Genomic DNA, 18090 nt, shown 5'->3' with positions numbered 1-18090 from the left:
GCCCGGACGAGCGGATCGCGCATCGCGCGACGAAGCCTTCCCTCAGTCGGTCACCGGATAGCTGCGGGTCGTGACGACGCCCATGGGTGTCGTCACCTTCACCGTCAACTCGCCGCTGGTGACCGTATTCGAGCAGTACAGCGGCGGCGCGCTGACAGGCGATGTCTGGGTCGCGTCGCTCTGCATCATCACCGTGTAGGTCCACTCTTGCTCCGCCGGGCTGTTGGTGTTGGGGACGATGTGCACCCGGTCGCCGAGGATGGTGCCGTTGGACGCGGAGAACTCGATCCTGGTTCCTGCCGGGAGAATGTTGCCGGGCAGGTTGTTCAGTGCGAACACGGTCGGGTTGGTATCGCGGATTGCCAGCCGCAGCGTGACCGCGTTGTTGACGAACGGCGTACCGCTGACGCAGTGGCTCAGCGCCACCGACTGGGCGCCCGTCGATGTGATCGCCGCGGAACTGGCCGACATCACTTGCACGATCGCGCCGCGCACATGGGTCACCTGCATGCGCGTGTCGGGAATGGGCTTGAGCACGCCGTTGTAGATGCCATCGCCGCCGCTGTTCCAGCCTCCTGAACTGTTCGAGTCGATGAAGGTCTCCCCAGCAATCCTGGCGCGATTGCCGAGCGACCAGCGGTCGCCATCAGGATCGCGCGGCTTGAGCTGGACGGTCGGCGTCGCGTCTTCGACACCCCAGTTGGCATTGGCATTCAGGTTCGTGATCGCACGATCGTTGCGGAACGGTTCGCCCAGGTCCTGGTACGGATCGATCGCATCGTAATACAGGTTGGTGCCCTTGGTATCGACGAAGCTCTCTTCGCCCAGCGCGTAAGCAAGGATGGTCACCCGACCATCGGCCGGGCGCGGGTTGGCCGCGCAGAAGCGCACCGAGCATGATCCGGGTATGCCTTTCTGAAGCACGACCGTGCCGTCGGTGAGCGTGGTCGATTCCAGGCCGGTCAGGCACGATCCGTCCACCGTTCCGCCTTCGGCGGTGAAGCTCACGGCGGTACCGTCGGGCGCCGGATTGTTGAAGTGGTCGGCCAGCCGCACCGTGACCCTGGAACCCACTGGCGACGGGCATCCGCTGTAGTTCGCTCCCTCGACGTTGTAGATCTCGGTCGCGATGGTAAAGCTGTTCTGATCCGGTACGCCAGTCGAGACTACCAGCTGGTCCGACATCGACGTGATGGTGGTGCCGGCGACGGTAGCGATCACCCTCACCGGCGTGTTCACCGTGCCGCCCGCCACCACCGTGCTGGCGCTGCCGTCGGCGCCGGTGGTGGAGGTGGCCGGATTGATCGCCAGGCCCCCGACCGTCGTCGTCAGCGAAAAATCAATCTGCTTGCCGGAGACAGGATTGCCGTTCTTGTCGCGCAGTTTGAAGACGATCACCGACGATTCCTGGCGTCCCGCGCCGCCGGTACCCTTGAGCGAAATATTTTGCGGCAGCGCCGACACGAAGGCCAGCTGGCCGGCCACTGCGCTTTGCACGCTGACCGTGCCGGACTGGCTGGTGGCAGCGCCTGCGAGCGTGGTCGTGGCGGTCACCACGTCTGGCGCGCCGCAGCCCTTGTCGATGTACGAGGTCGAGGCCACGCCGTTGACCGTGCTGACGGGCGAACTGATGACCGCCTTGCCGGCCGCCGCGCACGGCGAGGTGAAGGCCACCGACTGTGCTGGCGCGAACGGCGTAGCGCCGTCCATGACGGTGACCGACAGGCTGGCGGTGCCGCCGGCGGCCAGAGGCGAAGGTCCGATCGTCAGCGCGCTCATGGTCAGCACAGGGAATACCACGGTGTAGCTCACGCTGCCCTTGGCGCTGGCGTTGTCCTTGGTCGCCGACGCTGTGATGGTGTATGCGCCGGCCTGGGTGCCCGCCGCAACGCCAATGCTGGCCACGCCCGACGAATCCGTCAACGCGGTGCCCGACGCGGGTACCAGTGCCGCGCTGGTATCGCTGCTGGTGAAGGTGACCGCCACCCCCGCAACCGGATTGCCGCTGCCGGTCCTGACCACCGCCTGCGCGGTCGCCGGCGTCTTCGGCGAAACGGTTGATGTCGCAGCGCCGCCTGGTGCAGCCAGCGAAACGGCAATCGGTGCAAGCGCCGCCGCCGGGGCTCCCGGCGCGGCGCCACTGCATGCCGGCAATGCCGGGTTGCGCGACGGGTCGAGGTTGAGGCAGCCGCCCCCATCGCCGCCGCCGCCGCCGCCGCATGCACCCAGCATGGCGGCGATAGCGATGACGGTCCAGTTGGCTGCGCGGGTGGTTATTGTTCTCATGTGCGCTCCTGATGTCGCGGTTAGTGTTTGATCTGCGCCGCGGCCGCTGACACCAGCAGGCGGCCAGGTGGCGCCGCGCCGTCGCGGTCGAGCGCGGGGAGGGCGTCCCGGCCCAGGACCAGCCGCAGGTCCGCATGGGCCTTGAGCGCCGCGCTTGGCGAAAGCGCCGCTGCTCCACCCATCGCCGCCTGGAGCGCGCGTGCCTGCTGTTCGAAGCCGGGGCGGAATTCGATGCTGGTGCCGGCTCGCCCGAAAGGCCTGGCGTTGGTCAGGCGCACCGCGGCGATGCCACGCGCCGCCAGCGCCTGCCGTACGCGCTTGGCCATGCCCGGGGCGCCATTGGCGTTGGCGATTTCCAGCCGCGGCGCGCGCGGCGGCGTGGCCTCTGCCGGGACAGGCGATTGCGCCTGCGCAGGCGCCATTCCGGGCACAAGCTGCAGCTCATACCGGTTCGGTGCGTGCTGCACCAGGCGCATGCCGCCTTCCGCCGCCGCAGCAACTGGCGCGGTTGGCGCGGCGGCGACGGCTGGCAGGGGGGGCGCCAGGGCTGGGCTGCCAGCGGCGTGGCGATGGCCGGCGCCTTGCGCGAGCAGCAGGTTGTTGCGGGCGCGCTGGTTGTTCGGCTCTATCGCCAGCACGCCACGAAATGCCGCGGCAGCTTCGGCGTAGTCGCCTTGAAGGTAACGCACATAGCCGAGGTTATTGCGTGGCTGGACCAGGTCTGGATACTCATCGCACACGGCCTGCAGCATCGCCCGCGCCTGCGGCAGCCGCCCCTGCTGGGCATGGATGACGGCGGCGGCGATGCGTGCATCGGCGCCCTGCGGATTGCGGGCGATGGCGTAGGTGTAGGCCGTCAGGGCAAGCGTCAGGTCGCCACGCTGCTGGTGTTGGCGGCCAAGCCGGTAATAGCTGTCCGCGACATCGCCGCCGCCATGGCGCACCTGTTCGGCCGGCAGCATGATCATCTGCAGCGGGGCCGGCAGGCTGGCGCACGAGGGCAGCAGGAACAAGGCGAGAAGCGGAAGCGCTATTGGCAGCCTGGACATGTCGGTTCCTTCAGTTGGTCGCGCCGAACGTCGGCAGCAGCACACGGTAGATCTGGATGAATGCGGGTCCCATCAGGACCACCAGCAGCGATGGGAAGATGAAAAAAATCAGCGGGAACAGCAGTTTGAGGGCGATCTTCGCGGCCTGCTCTTCGGCGCGCTGGCGGCGCTTGGTGCGCAACTGTTCCGATTGCACCCGCAGCGACGCGGCGATGCTGGTGCCGAAACGCTCGGCCTGGATCAGCATCGACACCAGTGCATCGACATCTTCGACGCCGGTGCGTAGCGCCAAGCCGCGCAAGGCTTTTTCCTTGGTGCTGCCGGCGCGCAGTTCGAGCGTCACCAGATTGAGTTCGTCGCTCAGGATGCGGCTCTTCAGGCCGATCTCGTTGGCCACGCGGGCCAGCGCGGCGTCCATGCCCAGGCCGGCTTCGACGCAGACGGTCAGCAGGTCGAGCGCGTCGGGGAAGCTCTCGAAGATCTCGCGCTGGCGCCGCTGTATCAGCCGCTTGAGGATCACGTTGGGAATGTAGTAGCCCGTCGCCGCTGCAAACAGCACATACAGCATCAGCGCATTGGTTCCAAAGGCCGCGCTTGAGACGCTCAGGCTGAAGAAAGCCGCGAGCGGAAGACCCAGCGCGAGGAAGGTTTTGGCGGCGAAGAAGATCACCGGCGCCATAGGGTGGCGAAACCCGGCATTCATGAAGCGCGCACGGATCACCGATGCTTCCGATTCATCGTCGGGCAAGGACAGCTTGGCCACAGGCGCGGCGACTGCGACCACGCGCGTCATCCATGGCGACGGGCCGACCGATCCTGGCTCGGCGCGGACCCCTGCCGCGTCCAGCCGCCCCTGGATCGGCGTGCTGGCGGCAATGCGCAGCCCGATCAGGGCGACGCCGAAGACGCTGCAGAAAACCACGGCCAGGAAGCCGATTTCAAGGATGGTCATCAGGGGCTCCGTTCATCTCAAGTCGCAGTCATACCCGAATCCGGATGATCTTGCGCATCACCATGATGCCGACGAGCATCATGCCGGCCGCGGCGCCGATCATCTTCTGGCCCGCAGGGTCGCTGAACAGCACGGCCAGGAACTTCGGGTTGGTGAGCTGGATCAGCGCGCCGGCGCCGAGCGGCAGCAGCGACAGCACCCATGCCGACATTTTTCCTTCGGCCGACAGCACCCGTACCTGTCCCAGCAGCTTGATGCGGTCGCGGATGATGGTGCTGATGCTCTCCAGTAGTTCGGACAGGTTTCCCCCGGTGTCGCGCTGGATCAGCACCGCGATGACGAAGTAGCGCACGTCGGTGCTGGGTATGCGGTTGGCGAGGTTTTGCAGCGCATCGGGCATCGAGACGCCGAAATTGACTTCATCGAAGGCATTCGACAATTCGCTGCCAAGCGGGTCTTTCATCTCGTCGCCCGCCATTTTGAGCGCGGTTGGAAAGGCGTGGCCGGCGCGCAGCGCGCGGCTCATCAGGTCAAGCGCATCGGGCAGCTGTACCTCGATGCGGTTGATGCGCCTGGCGCGCGCCTTGAGCACCAGCTGCAGCGGCACACTGAAGGCGATGGCGGCGATGGCCAGCTTGACCAGCCATGGCGCCGCGAACCAGCCTGCCGCTACAAAGGCCAGCACCGCCGCGCCCAACGAGATCACCACGAACTGCGCCACCGACCACGTTTTTCCCGACTGTAGCAGCAGCCGGTCCAGCGTACCGACCCGCGGCATTGCCTGAAGCACCTTGAGGGCCAGCGGATTGGCGCTCAGTGCGCGTTTCTTGGTGATCGATACCGCTTTGCCGCCATGCTCCCCCGACATCACGCGCACGCGCCGGTTCAGGCGTTCGGCCGCGGGGCCGCGGCTCGCATTCCAGGCGATGTATGCGCCCTCGATCAGCAGGACGACGGCGACGAAGATCAGCGTGGCAAACAGGATGTAGAGGGAATCCATGATGGCTGCCTAAGAGAAGTGCCGGGTCGGATCGAACAGCTGTTCCGGGACCTCGATGCCGTAGCAGCGCAAGCGTTCGACAAAGCGCGGCCGCACGCCGGTGGCGCAAAAGTGACCCACAACCGCGCCGTTTTCGCCGAGTCCGGTCTGCTTGAACAGGAAAATCTCCTGCATGGTGATGACGTCGCCCTCCATGCCGGTAATCTCCTGCAGCGACACGAGCTTGCGCTTGCCATCGGTCAGGCGCGCCACCTGCAGGACCACGCCGATGGCCGAACTGATTTGCTGGCGCATGGCTTTGGTGGGCAGCGACGCGGCCGCCATGCTGATCATGTTTTCGAGCCGGGTGAGGGCATCGCGCGGCGTGTTCGCATGGATGGTCGCCATCGATCCCTCGTGGCCCGTGTTCATCGCCTGCAGCATGTCGAGCGCCTCGCCGCCGCGCACTTCGCCCAGGATGATGCGGTCGGGGCGCATGCGCAGTGCATTGCGTACCAGCGCGCGCTGGGTCACTTCGCCCTGGCCTTCGATATTTGGCGGCCTGGTTTCCAGCCGCACCACATGCGGCTGCTGCAGCTGCAGTTCGGCGGCGTCCTCGATCGTGACGATCCGCTCCTCCGGGCTGATGAAGCCGGAGATCACGTTGAGCATCGTTGTTTTTCCGCTGCCAGTGCCGCCGGAGATCAGGATGTTGATCTCCGCCTTGCCCAGTCCTTGCAGCACATCGGCCATCGCGCTGGTCATGCTCTTGTAGGCCACCAGGTCGGCCAGGCGCAGCGGGTCCGCGGCGAAGCGCCGGATCGACATGATCGGGCCGTCGATCGCCAGCGGAGGAATGATCGCGTTGACGCGCGAGCCGTCCGGCAGGCGCGCGTCGACCATCGGGCACGATTCGTCGATCCGGCGCCCCACGCGCGAGACGATCTTGTCGATGATCTTCATCAGGTGGGCGTCGTCGCTGAAGCGCACGTCGGTCAGTTCCAGCTTGCCGCGCCGTTCAACGTACACCTTGCTGCAGGTGTTGACCAGGATATCGGAGACGCTGGGATCGGCGAGCAGCAGTTCGAGCGGGCCGAAGCCGAGCATTTCGTTCTGGATATCGCGCGTCAGGGCGCGCCGTTCGGCCTCGTTGATGGCGACGCTTTCTTCGTCGAGCAGGTGCTCGATCAGCAGCTTGAGCTCATCGCGGATCTGGTCCTGCGACAGCTGCTGCAGGCTTTCCAGGTCGACCCTGTCGAGCAGCGCCTGGTGGATGCTGTGCTTAAGCTGCTGATACGCGGCCGGCGCGCCGCCGCGCTGGTTCGCCGCAGGCGCCGCCAGCCGGTCCCTGAGGGTCAGGATTTCTGCATCCATGCCTGTTTCTCCCCAAATTGCGCCGCTGCGCCTGGAACGCTCGCTGCTGCGGGTGATTTTTCAAATAGGCGCGCCAGCAGGCTACGCTTGGCGCCGCCGCTGCTGCCGGCCAGGTGCGAGGTGAAGGCCTTGAGCGAGGTGGCGATCGGGCTGCCCGGGGCGAGCCTGAGTATCGGCACCCCCTGGTTGACCGAGGCGGCGGCGGCTTCATAGTGGTTGGGGATCGACATGAAGACGCCGGTTCCGCAAGCCGATTCCAGGTCGTGCAAATTGATATCGCTCTTTTTCTGATGGCGGTTGGCGATGACCTGGATTTTCTCTTGCGGGTAGCCGAGCGAGCGGAATACCTCGATCAGTCGCTTGCCGTCGCGGATATAAGGCAAGGTGGTTTGCAGCACCGGGTAGATAGTGTCGGCCTGGTCCAGTGCGCGCACGCTGACAGGGTCCAGGCTGCGGCCGACATCAAGGATGATGAAGTCGTAATTGCGGCGAGCCAGCCGCAGCAAGGCGTCGATGTGTTCCGGCTTGACGTCGCCCGCATGGACAGGGTCGTCCGGCGCTGCCAGCACCGAAAACTGCGGCGTGATGACCATCATGCTGGAGGCCAGCAACGAGGCGTCGAGCCGGTGCATCTGCAGCGCGACATCGGCAAGCGTGGCCAAAGGCTTGTGGTCGGCCACGAACAGCGACGCATCGCCGAACTGCAGGTTCAGGTCGATCAGCGCAACACGCTTGCCCGCCAGCTCGGCCAGCGCATAGCCAAGGTTGGTCGCCAGGAAGGTGGCGCCGCTGCCGCCTTTGCACGACACGAACGCGAGCACCTTGCCGTTGGCATGCGTCTGCTGCAGCAGCTTTTCCTCGATGCGGTCGACCACCGGGTACAGCAGTTCCGCGGTGGGCGGCAGCGGGACGACTTCGCGCACGCCCGCGCGCATCGCTTCGAGCATGAATGCCAGCGACTGCACTTCCGTCACCAGCACCGTCGCCATGCGCGGATGGGCCGCGCCCAGGTGTTCGATCCTGGTAAGGTCGCCCTGCTGGGGCTGCTCGACGAGCAACAGGTCAGGGGCGGCCTGGCCCATCGCCGCGGTAAACCGCTCCAGCTGGCCGCTGACCAGCTCGATCTTGTCGCCGGGTGCGCGCTGGCGCAGCAGGCGGGCCAGCTCGACCAGGTGCTTTTCGTTGCGGGATACGACGGTGATATTCACGATGACTCCATCAGGGTTGGGCAATGGCTGTTTAACTGCGCGCTACATGCATACCGGGTTGTCGGCGCCGTCGAAGCTCGATCGCATGCTTTCACGCGGCAAGGTCGTGACGAACGGCGGGAAGATCGCTCCCATGTCGAAGCCAGGGATATAGGTATTGAGCTCTTCTGGCGCGTCGATGCTGACGCGTACTTGTTCGCAGGTGCTGGTGGCGCAGCCGGCTGGCGCGTACTCGATGTCGATATCGTTCTCCGCCAGCACCGGGAACAGCGCGTGCATGCGGGTCTTGATGGCGCTGTCGTCGAGGTCGCACACGATGGCGAGACGGGCGCCCAGCCGGGTGGCCTCGGTGGCGGCGTTCCAGTAAAAGGTGATGCGGCTGAACTCCATGATGCCGATCAGGAGCGTGAACAGCAGGGCGGCGATCAGCGCAAACTCCACGGCGGCTACGCCGTGCTGGCGCGAGGGGACTCGCAGGCGGGGATTCATAGCACCTGCACCATGGTGGCGTGGATGGGCGCGAACTCGACGTCGCCAACGAATGCCGGAGCGACGGTGCGGAAATCGAAGCCGACCACTTCGACCCGGACCAGGTTGACGGTGCCGCGCCCGGTAGGCTGCAGGTTGTAGGCGGGATTCGAGGTGCGGTCCGACACCTGTACGTGATCGGGCGTCAGGCCCGGCACCAGCGGCGCGCGGCCGGCGCAGTCGGTCGCGCCGCAGAAGACCAGCGAGCGCGCCTCGCCGATACGGATCGGGTCGCCTGGGGCGAACTGCGACAGGTGCCGCGCACTGTCGCGCACTGCCTTGGCGATCGCGTTGTATTGGTACATGGCGCGTCCGTATTCGGTGATCCCGAACGCCAGCACCAGCAGGGGGCCCAGCAACAGCGCCAGTTCCACCAGTACCGCGCCATGTTGTTTGTCTGATCGGTTCATGGATTCTCCTACTGGACCAGGGTTGGCACCAGGGCACCGGTGGTGCCGCCGGCGATACCGGCGGTCCGGCACGGGCTATTGGGAAGGTCGGCGAGGCCGCGCCATTCCAGGTACAGGTCCCCGGTTGCGCCATTGGACATCGGATTGAGCATCAGCGCGCAGCCCATGGTGAGAATCCTCACTTGCGCGGGCGAGCGTCCGCATTCGACAATCGGCACCGTCACGAGCCTGCGCTGGCTGCCATAACGCAGATGGTCCGCGCTGGTCAGCGGGTCGCCGTTGACATTGCCGGCCGCGCCGGCGGGCGCATATTCGCGGGTCTCGAACGGCGCATGCGCGGCCTGCTTGAGGCGGTAGTCGGCGTAGGCGGACTGGCCGATCGGGATCACCACGCCGGGCGCCTTGCTGGGATAGGCGTAGCCGGTCTTGTCCGGAGCGACCGCCGACGGCGCGGGCGCGTTGGCGCCGTTAGGGTAAATGCCGAAGCGCGTGTTCCATGCGCTCTTGGCGCCTTGTTTGACGCCTTCCTCGCGAATGTTGTCGCCCACCCGGATGCCGCAGACCGCGCCATTGCCCAGCAACTGGTCGCGGATCTCGCTGGTGCCGCCAGCGCTGGGCGTGAAGTCCACCCAGCGGAAGTTCCCCTCAAGGGCGGAATCGTCGGCGCCGCCGCCATTGTTGAAACGCGAGACGATCCACTCGCCGACCGTGCCGTAGCCATAGTCGGGCGGCGAAAGGGACTTGGCGCAAACCCCGATCGGCGACGAGTTACAGGCAGTCTGCCCCGGCGCGAGCGTGGCGACCGCCTGGGCCTCGACGCGTCCCGGCACGCCGGCCGACAGCACCCGCATGAACCAGGGCGCGATCGGGCCTGACCTGGCGATGCACATGGCGAATTTAGAGGCAGGGTTGGCGCCATTGGCGCGCGACAGGTACGAGGAATTGGGACCGATCGCCGTGTGGAAGCGCACATCGGCCGGTGCGATCGCGACGGCATCGCTCTGGAAGTCGCTGGCATTGCGCGCCGCGACAAACGTGCCAGCCGCCTCCGCATCCTGGAGAAAGCCGGCCGGGCAGGGACCGGCCGACGGATCGCACACCAGCTGGTTGGCCGCCGCCAGCGCGCAGGCGTCGGCGGCGTTCTGGAGTTCGGTCTTGTTGACGAACAGGTGACCGAGATCGAGTACCAGTCCGGCGAATCCGACCAGCACCGCCAGCGACAGTGCGACGATGATCGCCACCACGCCGCCCTCATGCCCGGCGCGGTGGCGTAGCCTGGATTGATAAAGGCCGGTAGCCATGGCGCTGCCTAGCGGTTTCCGGCGACGCCGATGGTAAACACGTTCGGCTGCGGCACCGGCGCGCGGAACGATTTCTGGTAAGCGTCATAACCGCCCTTGGCTGCCTTGCCGTCGATCCCCGCCACCGGATCGGGGTTGGCGCCGGCGGCCGGATTGATCACCTGCTGCGCCATGGTCAGGCTGACCGTGGCGCCCAGCGGGTCTGGCTGGGCGTTGGGCGGCAGCGCGCAGCTGGCGGCCAGCATGGTCGCGCTGCAGGCGGACAAACGAAGGACGCGCTTGAGGGTCATCGCAAACTCCTAGTTGACGTCAAATCCGGATGGCGGCACCGGCGTGGCAGCGCCGGTCCGCACAGGCGCGGTCTTCGGCTTGCCTTCCTGTTTCCCGCCCAGGAAGAATTCGGTACGGGTCGGTTCGGTATAGCTGTCGGTCGGCAGCTTGTAATCGGGCGGCAGCGGCTTGACCAGGTGGGGCGTGATGATGAACACCAGTTCGGAGCGGTCGGTCTGGAAATCGCTGCTGCGGAACAGCGCGCCCAGCACCGGGATCTCGCCCAGCACGGGGAAGGCCTTGACGTTGGTGGTGACGTTGTTCTTTATCAGGCCGCCGATGGCAAAGCTCTGGCCGTCGAACAGCTGCACGGTGGTGGTCGCGCGGCGGGTGGTAAACGACGGCAGGATCGCGGTGCCCGAGACGCCGGTCGCGTTGATGCCTACACCTTCCTTGTTCAGGTCCGACACCTCGGGTGCGACCTGCAGGTTGATCCGGCCGCCATCCAGTACCGTCGGGGTGAATTTGACCGCGATGCCGAACTCCTTTTCGGACAGCGTGATCAGGGGAACGCCATTCGTGTTGGTCTGCGCCACCGGGATGAAGATCTTGCCGCCCGCCAGGAAGCTGGCCTCCTGGCCGCTGATGGCCATGATGGTCGGCTCGGCCAGCACCTTGATCAAGCCGTTGCGCTTCTGTGCGTCCACCGTGACGAAATTCCCGCTGCCGCTGTTGAAGGCGTCGAGCAGGCTGGGGTTGCTCGACAGCAGATTCGAGAGGAAGCTGTAGGTCCAGCTGCCGTTGGTACGGCTCGCGCCCATGCTGATGCCAAGCTGGTCGACCAGGGTCTTGGAAATCTCCGCTACCTTCACTTCGAGCATCACCTGCTGGGGCGCGGCGACCGACATCATGTTGATCACGCGCGATTGCGGCGGTTCGGCGCCGCCGGCGGCGTCACCGCTGCCGGCACTGCTGCCGGTGCTCTTGACATAGGCATTGGCAAGCCGCAGCGCCTGGTCGAGCTTGACCGCATCGGACACCTCGCCAGAGAGCACCAGGGTATCGGCGGCAGCGCTGATGGTGAGGTTCTTTTCACCGGCAAGCAGCTGCGCGAAGCGCGCATGCAGGGCGGTGGTGTCCATGTTGACCACGATGTCGATGATGGTCGCGTCGTTGGCCTTGTTCCACAGGATCAGGTTGGTGGTGCCGACCCCTTTGCCCAGCATGTACACCTCACTTGGGTTGAGCAGGATAACGTCGGCGATCTTGGCGTTGCCAACCGAAAGGCGGGCAGCGGGAAAGGGCAGGCGCATGACCGTCGATTTGCCTTCGGCCAGCGTGACCTGGGGCGCCAGCGTGGTCACGCCAGCGCTACCGGCCTGTTTGGCGACCGGCGCAGGCGCGCTCGCGCCGCTGACGGCCGGTGCCAGGGCGCAGCATGCCCATACCAGCCATCGCGCCAGCCTGTCGGTAGTCTTCGCCTGCTTGCAGTCGGTGCGCATGGCGCGTCTCCCTGTGGGGTTAGAACTTCTGGGTACTGCGGTCCAGGCCCTTGATCACGTCGACCTGCTGGACCGGACGAACCAGGGTCACCTTGCGGATTGCAGGGCGAGGACGTACGGCGGCGGGGCGCGCCACGCCCAGCAGCGCGTTCTTGGTGGCGCCGCCGGTCTTCACCGGATCCGGGTCGATCTGGTTGCGCAGCACCAGCGACAGCGTGCCGACGCTGCGCGCCAGGTCGAGCTTCTCGGTCTGCTCGGGCGAGAGTTCAAGCGTGACTGCGTTGACCACCTTTGGCTTGGTGTCGTCGCGGTTCGGGTCCTGGGCGATGGCCAGCACCAGGATCCGTTCGAGGACGATCTTCGAGATCGACGCGTCGCGCCGGGTGTCGGTTTTGACCACGTCTTCCTGGGTGTTGACCAGGATGTCGACGAAATTTCCGGGCAGGGCGAAGCCGGCCACGCCGACCACATCGTTGACGCGCACCGTCATTGCGCGCTTGCCACTGGCGACGACGGCCGACAAGCCGCCTTGTGTGCCGGGAGGCGCCAGCTTGGCTTCCATGATGGGTTCGCCGCGCTGTATCGTGGAGCGCGCGACGCGCGCGTCGACCAGCTTGGCATCGCTGAAGGCCCCGGGCGGCATCGCGGCGGCCGGCCAGTCAACCATGTTGATCATCTCAGGCGTGATGCGCGAGCCCAGGCTAATGTCGACCATCGCCACGGCGACCTTGGCCGTGTTGCTGCCGGCGCGGGTATTGATCCAGCGCGCCGCCGCGATCACCGCGCCGAAGGCCAGCACCAGCGCCAGTGCCAGCATCACCAGTCCACGTGTGTTTTTCATGTCAATCTCCCTGAATATGCGAATCGCCGGCGCCACTGAAATAATTGTTCCAGGCCCACTGGATGGCCGCTGGCGTCAGCTGCGGTACTTCGCCTTCGTAGGCGCCCTTGTCGCGCACCTGCGAGAGCAGGTCGCGCGGATAGCAGGCCAGCATCGGGCGGCCTTCGCGCTGGTGGTGCTCGCGCACCAGGTACGCAAAGGTGTCGTCGCACCGTGCGATGCCATGCTGGTCGCAGGCGCGCATGAAGACTTCGCGGTAATCGCGTTCGGACATCGGCCCGACATGGATCTTGTAGCCGATGCGGCGCAGGAACGCGCCGTCGCCCAGGTCGGCCGGCGGCAGGTTGGACGAGAACACGACGATGACATCGAAAGGCACCTCGAACTTGTAGCCGGTATGGAGCGACAGGAAATCGGTCTTGCGGTCCATCGGCACGATCCAGCGGTTCAGCAGGTCGGTGGGCGAGCAGCGCTGGCGCCCGAGGTCGTCGATGATAAAGATGCCGTTGTTGGCTTTCAGGTGGGGCGGAGCCTGGTAGTAGCGCGTGGTCTCATCGAATTTCAGGTCAAGCATGTCGAGGGTCAGTTCGCCGCCGGTCAGCACCGCAGGACGCAGGCAGGTGACCCAGCGCGCATCGCGCAGCTGGCGCGGATGGAAGGCGTTCTCCGGCCCGCTGCCGGCTTCAGGTGGGCGGTGCACCACCGGGTCGTACATCTGGATCACCTCACCGCCGGCATACACTGCGTGGGGCACGCCGATGGTGCCGGTCAGCAGGCCTGCCAGGCGCTCGGCAAGGTAGGTCTTGCCGCTGCCCGCCGGACCGTGGATGAACATGGCGCGGCCCGAGTTCATCGCCGCACCCAGCTGGTCAAGCACGCCGGCATTGACCACGATGTCGCCAAATTCCGCCAGCACGGCGGCGCGCGCAATGCGCAGCGACGCCACGCTGCGGGCACGGATCTCGGTGCTGTAGCATTCCAGCGTGACCGGGGCTGGACCCGCGTAGCCGCAGCGGTTCAGGTATTCCACGCCCCTGCTGCGTCCGAGGTCGGTCAGCTTGTAGGCGATGTCGGCGTCGGTGCCGGAGCTGCCGATGCGCGTCACTTCGCACAGTTTTTCGGTGCGCATGAACGCCATCATCGGATCGAGCACGCTGACGCTCAGCTTCATGTGGCTGGCCAGTTCGACCAGCCTCACCAGGCCGCGCAGGAACAGCACCTTGACCGCCAGCTCGACCAGGAAGATGAACGGCAGCCCGGTCTCGTTGACAGTGCGCGGCGGCGGCGGCACGAAGGCACTGGCCGCCGCTTTTGTCGCGGCCGCGAATGCGTCCATGCGTTCTGCTTTCGATTCGGTCAGGGTGTCCATGGGCGGGCCGCTCGTCAAGTGCGCATCCAGAACACCTCGATGGCGGTGCCGGCGGCAATCGCCATGGCATACGGCATCTTGCCGACCGATCCGGTAGCTCCGGCGATGGTGGGGGCGAACAGGTGCAGGTCGCGCTGCACCAGCATCGAGCGCAGGTTGGCAGCCAGCTGGGGCAGCATGCGCTTCTGTGCGCTTGCCAGCAACGCCAGGACGCCGCCGGCGATAAAGGTGGCCAGCACCGCGCTGATGGTGGCGCTGGCGCCGAGGAAGGCGCCGGCCATGCCCATCAGCTTGACGTCGCCGGCGCCCATGGTGCGCAACGCATACAGGGGCATCAGCGCACACATGCCGACGGCCAGGCCGCCGAGCGTATAGCCCCAGCCCTGTCCGCCCGGGGCGAGTGCGTGGTGACTGAAGGCGAACAGCATGCCGCCTGCGACCAGCCAGTTGGGAATCCGGTGCTCGCGGATGTCAATCACCATGGCGGCCGTGACCATTGCAAGCAAAACGACGAGGTGCAGTTCCAGCGTGTAGGCACCGAAGAGCGTCAAGCTGTAGTTCGCCGGAGGCAAGGAGGTAGTCATGGCATTTGGCGTTAGGTTGAGTGTGTGCCCGACCGCGGTGCGGCCGGGCAGCTTGCCGATAACCTTAGCCGGCCGCAAGGGCGGTGGTGAGCGCGGTCGCAACCCTTTCGAACACCTCTTCCAACTTCGTTCCCACGAGCGTGGTACTGGTGATGATCACGATCGCGATCAGGGCCGCGATCAGGCCATATTCGATGGCGGTCACACCGGCTTCGTCCTGGATAAAGTTCTGAATGAATTTCATGATTTCCCCTTCAAGTGGTGTCGATGGATGGTTGAACGCTACAGCGCCCGGGCACTACAGCAACGCGATAATCGCGAGCACGCAGATGACTGCCGCGAGTGACCAGGCCAGGGCATATTCGTACAGGGAGCCCCCCGACTTGCCGACCAAAAAACCGACGAACGCGGGCAAGAGAAAATCGTAAAAGTACATGGCTGGGCTTCCACGGTTCTGCTGCGCATCGCTCGGAATTTTTCGTCCGGCTTTCAACTCCGGCGCTGATGTCTTACTGTAGGCGCATGCGCCGTCGCGGGCATCGCACAAAAGCACCTTTGAGGCGCCGACATTTGTGTTGATTTTTCCCGGCCGAAGCGTGACAAGTGTCACGGGGCAGGCGGTGCGGTTGCCCCGTACTTAGCACGCGGCGTGCGCGATGGGGTGCCTGACGGCGTAGACGTACAGTTCCAGGCGGTTGTTCACGCCCAGCTTCTTATAGATCGACACGAGGTAGTTGCGCAGCGTGTGCTCCGAGATGAACAGGCTCTGGGCCAGTGCCTTGTTGGTCATGCCGTTGCCGTTGGTGATCGCGCTGACGATCGCACGTTCCCTGGCCGTCAAAGAGGCAATCTTCTCTGCTTCGGGGTCCGCCTTGACGGTGGGCCGCGGCCGGGTGAAGTGGCCGAACAGCCGTGCCATCATTTCATGATCGATCCACAGTTCGCCCTGATGGATCTTGTCGATCGCGCGCAGCACCACTTCGGCCGGGGCGTCCTTGCGCAGCACGCCGCGCGCGCCGGCCAGTATGGCGCGGTCGAGCATGGCCTGGTCGCGCGTGCCGCTAAATACAAGCGCGCGCGACACCCCGCTGACCAGAAGGGCAGGCAGGAAATCGAGCGAACAGTCGCCATTGAGGTCGAGGTCAAGCAAGATCACATCGGGCGAGCAGGCCGCAGCCTGCGCCAGGGCTTCGGCGCGATTGCTGGCGCTGGCGACGACCTTCATGCCGGTGCGCTCGCCGCCGATCAGCCGCTCGAGCCCCCACAGCATCGTCTTGTGATCGTCGACCAGCATGACGCTGACTGCCTGGCAGGGAGCGGGCATCATGGCGCTTACACCGGAATGTCGATGTTGACGGCAGTGGCGCCGTCGTCGCCGCTGGCCACGTAGGCATAGCCGCCGAGCGATGCGGCGCGTTCGGAGATCGAGCGCGGCACGAATGGCGCCGGCCGGGTGCCGCTGCCTTCGTTTTCGATGCGGATGTGCAGCCATCCCATGCTGCGGCGCATGCTGACGCTGCCGCGCGCGGCCAGCGTATGGCGGCGGATGTTGCTCATGCCTTCGCTGACCAGCTGGAACACCTCCGCGCCGAGGCGGTCGTTGATTCCGAGCCGCTCATGTTCGCCTACCGTGATATCGAGGTTGAAGTAATCCTTGACCTGGGCGGCATGGGCGCGCAGCGCCAGCAGGAACGCCGGCTCGCCGGCCGCGGATGCCTTATGGCTGATCGTCCCCCTGAAGTGGCGCAGGTCGCGGATGAAGTTGTCGGCCATGTCGGCCACCTGGCGCAGTTCGCCCGCGATCGGGTCGTCCGCGCGCACCTTGTCGAGCAGCCCTTGCAAGGCGTGCGACAGGCCGATATAGGGCTGCAGCGTGGTGTCGTGCAGGTCGTTGCTGAACTTCTCGCGCTCGCGCCGCGCGGCGTCCGACGCCATGCGGTCGAGCAGTTCGATATTTTCGATGACAGGGAAGGCCTGGGCGGCTACCTGGGCGAGGAAACGCGCGTCGGCGCGACCCAGCGTGGCGCCGGGCGCGACGACGAACATCCTGCCGTCTTCGCCGCGCAAGGGGATCGGCACGCAGATGAAGCTGCGCCCGCCCAGCAGGTCGGCCAGGCGGCGGCCTTCCTGTGCCGGGCCGCGTTGCCAGTCGTCCGAGCCGTTTTCGCAGGTGAGGAATTTCCCCGGCCATGGAAGTCGCTCCAACGCTGGAGCGCAGAATAATGCGCTGATCCCGGCGGGCAAGGACAGCAGCGGGGCGGCTGCGGCATCATCGAGCACGCACTGGCCGCAGTTGAAGGCCCCGGCATTGCTGCCTGCCGACCGCAGCAGCCATCCGTTGGCCTGCCGGTCGCGTGTCACGATCAGGCAGCTCGATGCCTTGAAGTAGTCGCGCGCATGTTCGAGCACCGAGGCGATCGTGTGGTCGACGCCGAAGCGTGGGTTGGACAGGCGGCTGACGTCGCGCAGCAGGCCGATCTGGCGCCGATGGGTCAGCAGCAGATTGGCCCAGTGCGATACCATGTAACCGAGCCCGATCAGGTAGGCGGTGCGCAGCATGACCCGTGCCAGTACCGTCGCATCCGGTGCGCGAATCGCCGCCAGGGCGTATAGCGCCGCGCACGCCAGGGTAACCCGCGCGCCCTCGTCGTAGCCCCAGCGGAATGCGGCCGTCGAGATGGCAAAGAAGAACAGGAAGAAGAAGGCGGACAAGGGCCCGCTAAGGGTCAGCAACAGGGCAAACCAGAACACGTCCAGCCAATGGATCAGCTTGGAGCGCCGGATCGCGGCGTTAGTTTCTGTGAGAATGTAGATGAGGAGACTGTGCGCTGTATATAAATAAAACACAAATTCAGTGACTGGGCTGGGTTGGCCGAGACCGTCCGGGTCAATTGTCACTGTTAGTAACGTCGCGCTGGCAAGTATCAGCCGCATCTTGGCGATTAGCACTATTTCATCGGCGTCGTCCCGGTCCGAGGCGACGCGCCAGCGAACAGTTTTCACATGGCCCCCACTGCCAGTGCAAAGGCGAATCCATCGCCTTTGATGAAAGTCCCAAACCGGTGCGCTTTTACCCTGCGCCCGGAGGATTGTTATGGTGTGCTGTTATTCGACGATTCTTTGCGCTAGCGCAAATCCAACGTATGCATTTTGATTAGTAAATATACCATCAGCTTGAATATCTAATCAAAAAAACATCGGTTTTTTCGATTTTGGTTGTGTAAAAGCTATATCTTCCATCTCCAGTACGTTTCCGTTTCGACGATACGGCGTACGCGCCGGGCTAATCACAGGCAACCGTGTTGATTATAAAAAGTTCAACCGAACTTGCAGTTGAACACGCGGTCCAATCATGGGTGCTGCATGTTTAACAATGTCAACTAGGCAATGTTCGGGACGTAGTGTTCGACAAGCATCGCCTTAGCGGCTAAACTATC

General features: G+C 65.2%; 18 protein-coding genes. All 18 read right to left on the bottom strand.

Going from position 1 to position 18090, the window contains the following annotated elements:
• Positions 1-42 precede the first annotated feature (42 nt).
• Entirely contained in the window at positions 43-2286 is a 2244-nt protein-coding gene (locus I4X03_RS14985; RefSeq protein ID WP_223469036.1) for an Ig-like domain-containing protein, read from the bottom strand.
• A 20-nt stretch (positions 2287-2306) separates the two neighbouring features.
• A complete protein-coding gene (locus I4X03_RS14980) occupies positions 2307-3335 on the bottom strand; it encodes a LytR C-terminal domain-containing protein (RefSeq protein ID WP_223469035.1) in 1029 nt (342 codons plus the stop codon).
• A 10-nt stretch (positions 3336-3345) separates the two neighbouring features.
• On the bottom strand, positions 3346-4287 hold the full coding sequence (locus I4X03_RS14975) for a type II secretion system F family protein (RefSeq protein ID WP_223469034.1): 942 nt from the start codon (positions 4285-4287) through the stop codon (positions 3346-3348).
• A gap of 28 nt (positions 4288-4315) precedes the next feature.
• Positions 4316-5287 (bottom strand): type II secretion system F family protein, encoded by a 972-nt coding sequence (locus I4X03_RS14970; RefSeq protein WP_223469033.1) that lies wholly within the window; start codon positions 5285-5287, stop codon positions 4316-4318.
• A 9-nt stretch (positions 5288-5296) separates the two neighbouring features.
• Positions 5297-6640, bottom strand: a complete 1344-nt coding sequence (locus tag I4X03_RS14965; protein WP_223469032.1) for a TadA family conjugal transfer-associated ATPase — start codon at positions 6638-6640, stop codon at positions 5297-5299.
• On the bottom strand, positions 6622-7848 hold the full coding sequence (locus tag I4X03_RS14960; protein ID WP_223469031.1) for a CpaE/TadZ family protein: 1227 nt from the start codon (positions 7846-7848) through the stop codon (positions 6622-6624). Before I4X03_RS14960 ends, I4X03_RS14965 begins: the two co-directional genes overlap by 19 nt.
• Before the next feature lie 42 nt (positions 7849-7890).
• On the bottom strand, positions 7891-8337 hold the full coding sequence (locus tag I4X03_RS14955; protein ID WP_223469030.1) for a TadE family protein: 447 nt from the start codon (positions 8335-8337) through the stop codon (positions 7891-7893).
• A complete protein-coding gene (locus tag I4X03_RS14950) occupies positions 8334-8786 on the bottom strand; it encodes a TadE/TadG family type IV pilus assembly protein (protein WP_223469029.1) in 453 nt (150 codons plus the stop codon). Before I4X03_RS14950 ends, I4X03_RS14955 begins: the two co-directional genes overlap by 4 nt.
• An 8-nt stretch (positions 8787-8794) precedes the next feature.
• The gene (locus tag I4X03_RS14945) at positions 8795-10087 is read right to left on the bottom strand and encodes a pilus assembly protein TadG-related protein (RefSeq protein ID WP_223469028.1); all 1293 of its coding nucleotides are present in this window, start codon (positions 10085-10087) and stop codon (positions 8795-8797) included.
• An 8-nt stretch (positions 10088-10095) separates the two neighbouring features.
• Positions 10096-10377 carry a pilus assembly protein gene (locus tag I4X03_RS14940; protein WP_223469027.1) on the bottom strand — a complete coding sequence of 94 codons (282 nt, stop codon included), beginning with the start codon at positions 10375-10377 and terminating at the stop codon, positions 10096-10098.
• A 9-nt stretch (positions 10378-10386) separates the two neighbouring features.
• Positions 10387-11859, bottom strand: coding sequence for a type II and III secretion system protein family protein (locus tag I4X03_RS14935; RefSeq protein WP_223469026.1), 1473 nt, complete (start codon positions 11857-11859; stop codon positions 10387-10389).
• Between the two features lie 19 nt (positions 11860-11878).
• On the bottom strand, positions 11879-12700 hold the full coding sequence (cpaB, locus tag I4X03_RS14930; protein ID WP_223469025.1) for a Flp pilus assembly protein CpaB: 822 nt from the start codon (positions 12698-12700) through the stop codon (positions 11879-11881).
• A gap of 1 nt (position 12701) precedes the next feature.
• Positions 12702-14069 (bottom strand): ATP-binding protein, encoded by a 1368-nt coding sequence (locus I4X03_RS14925; RefSeq protein WP_223469024.1) that lies wholly within the window; start codon positions 14067-14069, stop codon positions 12702-12704.
• Positions 14070-14083: 14 nt separating this feature from the next.
• Positions 14084-14653, bottom strand: coding sequence for an A24 family peptidase (locus tag I4X03_RS14920; RefSeq protein WP_223469023.1), 570 nt, complete (start codon positions 14651-14653; stop codon positions 14084-14086).
• Between the two features lie 64 nt (positions 14654-14717).
• Positions 14718-14897, bottom strand: a complete 180-nt coding sequence (locus I4X03_RS14915) for a Flp family type IVb pilin (protein WP_223469022.1) — start codon at positions 14895-14897, stop codon at positions 14718-14720.
• A gap of 54 nt (positions 14898-14951) precedes the next feature.
• Positions 14952-15263: a hypothetical protein gene (locus tag I4X03_RS14910; protein WP_223469021.1), complete on the bottom strand. Its 312-nt coding sequence runs from the start codon at positions 15261-15263 to the stop codon at positions 14952-14954.
• A gap of 27 nt (positions 15264-15290) precedes the next feature.
• The gene (locus I4X03_RS14905) at positions 15291-15980 is read right to left on the bottom strand and encodes a LuxR C-terminal-related transcriptional regulator (protein WP_223469020.1); all 690 of its coding nucleotides are present in this window, start codon (positions 15978-15980) and stop codon (positions 15291-15293) included.
• A 5-nt stretch (positions 15981-15985) separates the two neighbouring features.
• Complete coding sequence (locus I4X03_RS14900) at positions 15986-17386, bottom strand: GAF domain-containing sensor histidine kinase (protein ID WP_223469019.1); 1401 nt, start codon at positions 17384-17386, stop codon at positions 15986-15988.
• Between the last annotated feature and the right edge of the window lie 704 nt (positions 17387-18090).

Source organism: Massilia soli (assembly GCF_016809835.1).
Classification (GTDB): Bacteria; Pseudomonadota; Gammaproteobacteria; order Burkholderiales; family Burkholderiaceae_D; genus Telluria_A; species Telluria_A soli.
Note: the sequence above shows the minus strand (reverse complement) of the source record. Positions and strands in the feature narration are given on the sequence as shown.

What these genes read in the sequence shown, in the direction of transcription:
- I4X03_RS14945 (WP_223469028.1), bottom strand. Translation starts at nt 10,087, where the DNA reads ATGGCTACCGGCCTTTATCAATCCAGGCTACGCCACCGCGCCGGGCAT.
- I4X03_RS14965 (WP_223469032.1), bottom strand. Translation starts at nt 6,640, where the DNA reads ATGGATGCAGAAATCCTGACCCTCAGGGACCGGCTGGCGGCGCCTGCG.
- I4X03_RS14970 (WP_223469033.1), bottom strand. Translation starts at nt 5,287, where the DNA reads ATGGATTCCCTCTACATCCTGTTTGCCACGCTGATCTTCGTCGCCGTC.
- I4X03_RS14915 (WP_223469022.1), bottom strand. Translation starts at nt 14,897, where the DNA reads ATGAAATTCATTCAGAACTTTATCCAGGACGAAGCCGGTGTGACCGCC.
- I4X03_RS14920 (WP_223469023.1), bottom strand. Translation starts at nt 14,653, where the DNA reads ATGACTACCTCCTTGCCTCCGGCGAACTACAGCTTGACGCTCTTCGGT.
- I4X03_RS14955 (WP_223469030.1), bottom strand. Translation starts at nt 8,337, where the DNA reads ATGAATCCCCGCCTGCGAGTCCCCTCGCGCCAGCACGGCGTAGCCGCC.
- I4X03_RS14940 (WP_223469027.1), bottom strand. Translation starts at nt 10,377, where the DNA reads ATGACCCTCAAGCGCGTCCTTCGTTTGTCCGCCTGCAGCGCGACCATG.
- I4X03_RS14935 (WP_223469026.1), bottom strand. Translation starts at nt 11,859, where the DNA reads ATGCGCACCGACTGCAAGCAGGCGAAGACTACCGACAGGCTGGCGCGA.
- I4X03_RS14905 (WP_223469020.1), bottom strand. Translation starts at nt 15,980, where the DNA reads ATGATGCCCGCTCCCTGCCAGGCAGTCAGCGTCATGCTGGTCGACGAT.
- I4X03_RS14975 (WP_223469034.1), bottom strand. Translation starts at nt 4,287, where the DNA reads ATGACCATCCTTGAAATCGGCTTCCTGGCCGTGGTTTTCTGCAGCGTC.
- I4X03_RS14950 (WP_223469029.1), bottom strand. Translation starts at nt 8,786, where the DNA reads ATGAACCGATCAGACAAACAACATGGCGCGGTACTGGTGGAACTGGCG.
- I4X03_RS14980 (WP_223469035.1), bottom strand. Translation starts at nt 3,335, where the DNA reads ATGTCCAGGCTGCCAATAGCGCTTCCGCTTCTCGCCTTGTTCCTGCTG.
- cpaB (WP_223469025.1), bottom strand. Translation starts at nt 12,700, where the DNA reads ATGAAAAACACACGTGGACTGGTGATGCTGGCACTGGCGCTGGTGCTG.
- I4X03_RS14925 (WP_223469024.1), bottom strand. Translation starts at nt 14,069, where the DNA reads ATGGACACCCTGACCGAATCGAAAGCAGAACGCATGGACGCATTCGCG.
- I4X03_RS14985 (WP_223469036.1), bottom strand. Translation starts at nt 2,286, where the DNA reads ATGAGAACAATAACCACCCGCGCAGCCAACTGGACCGTCATCGCTATC.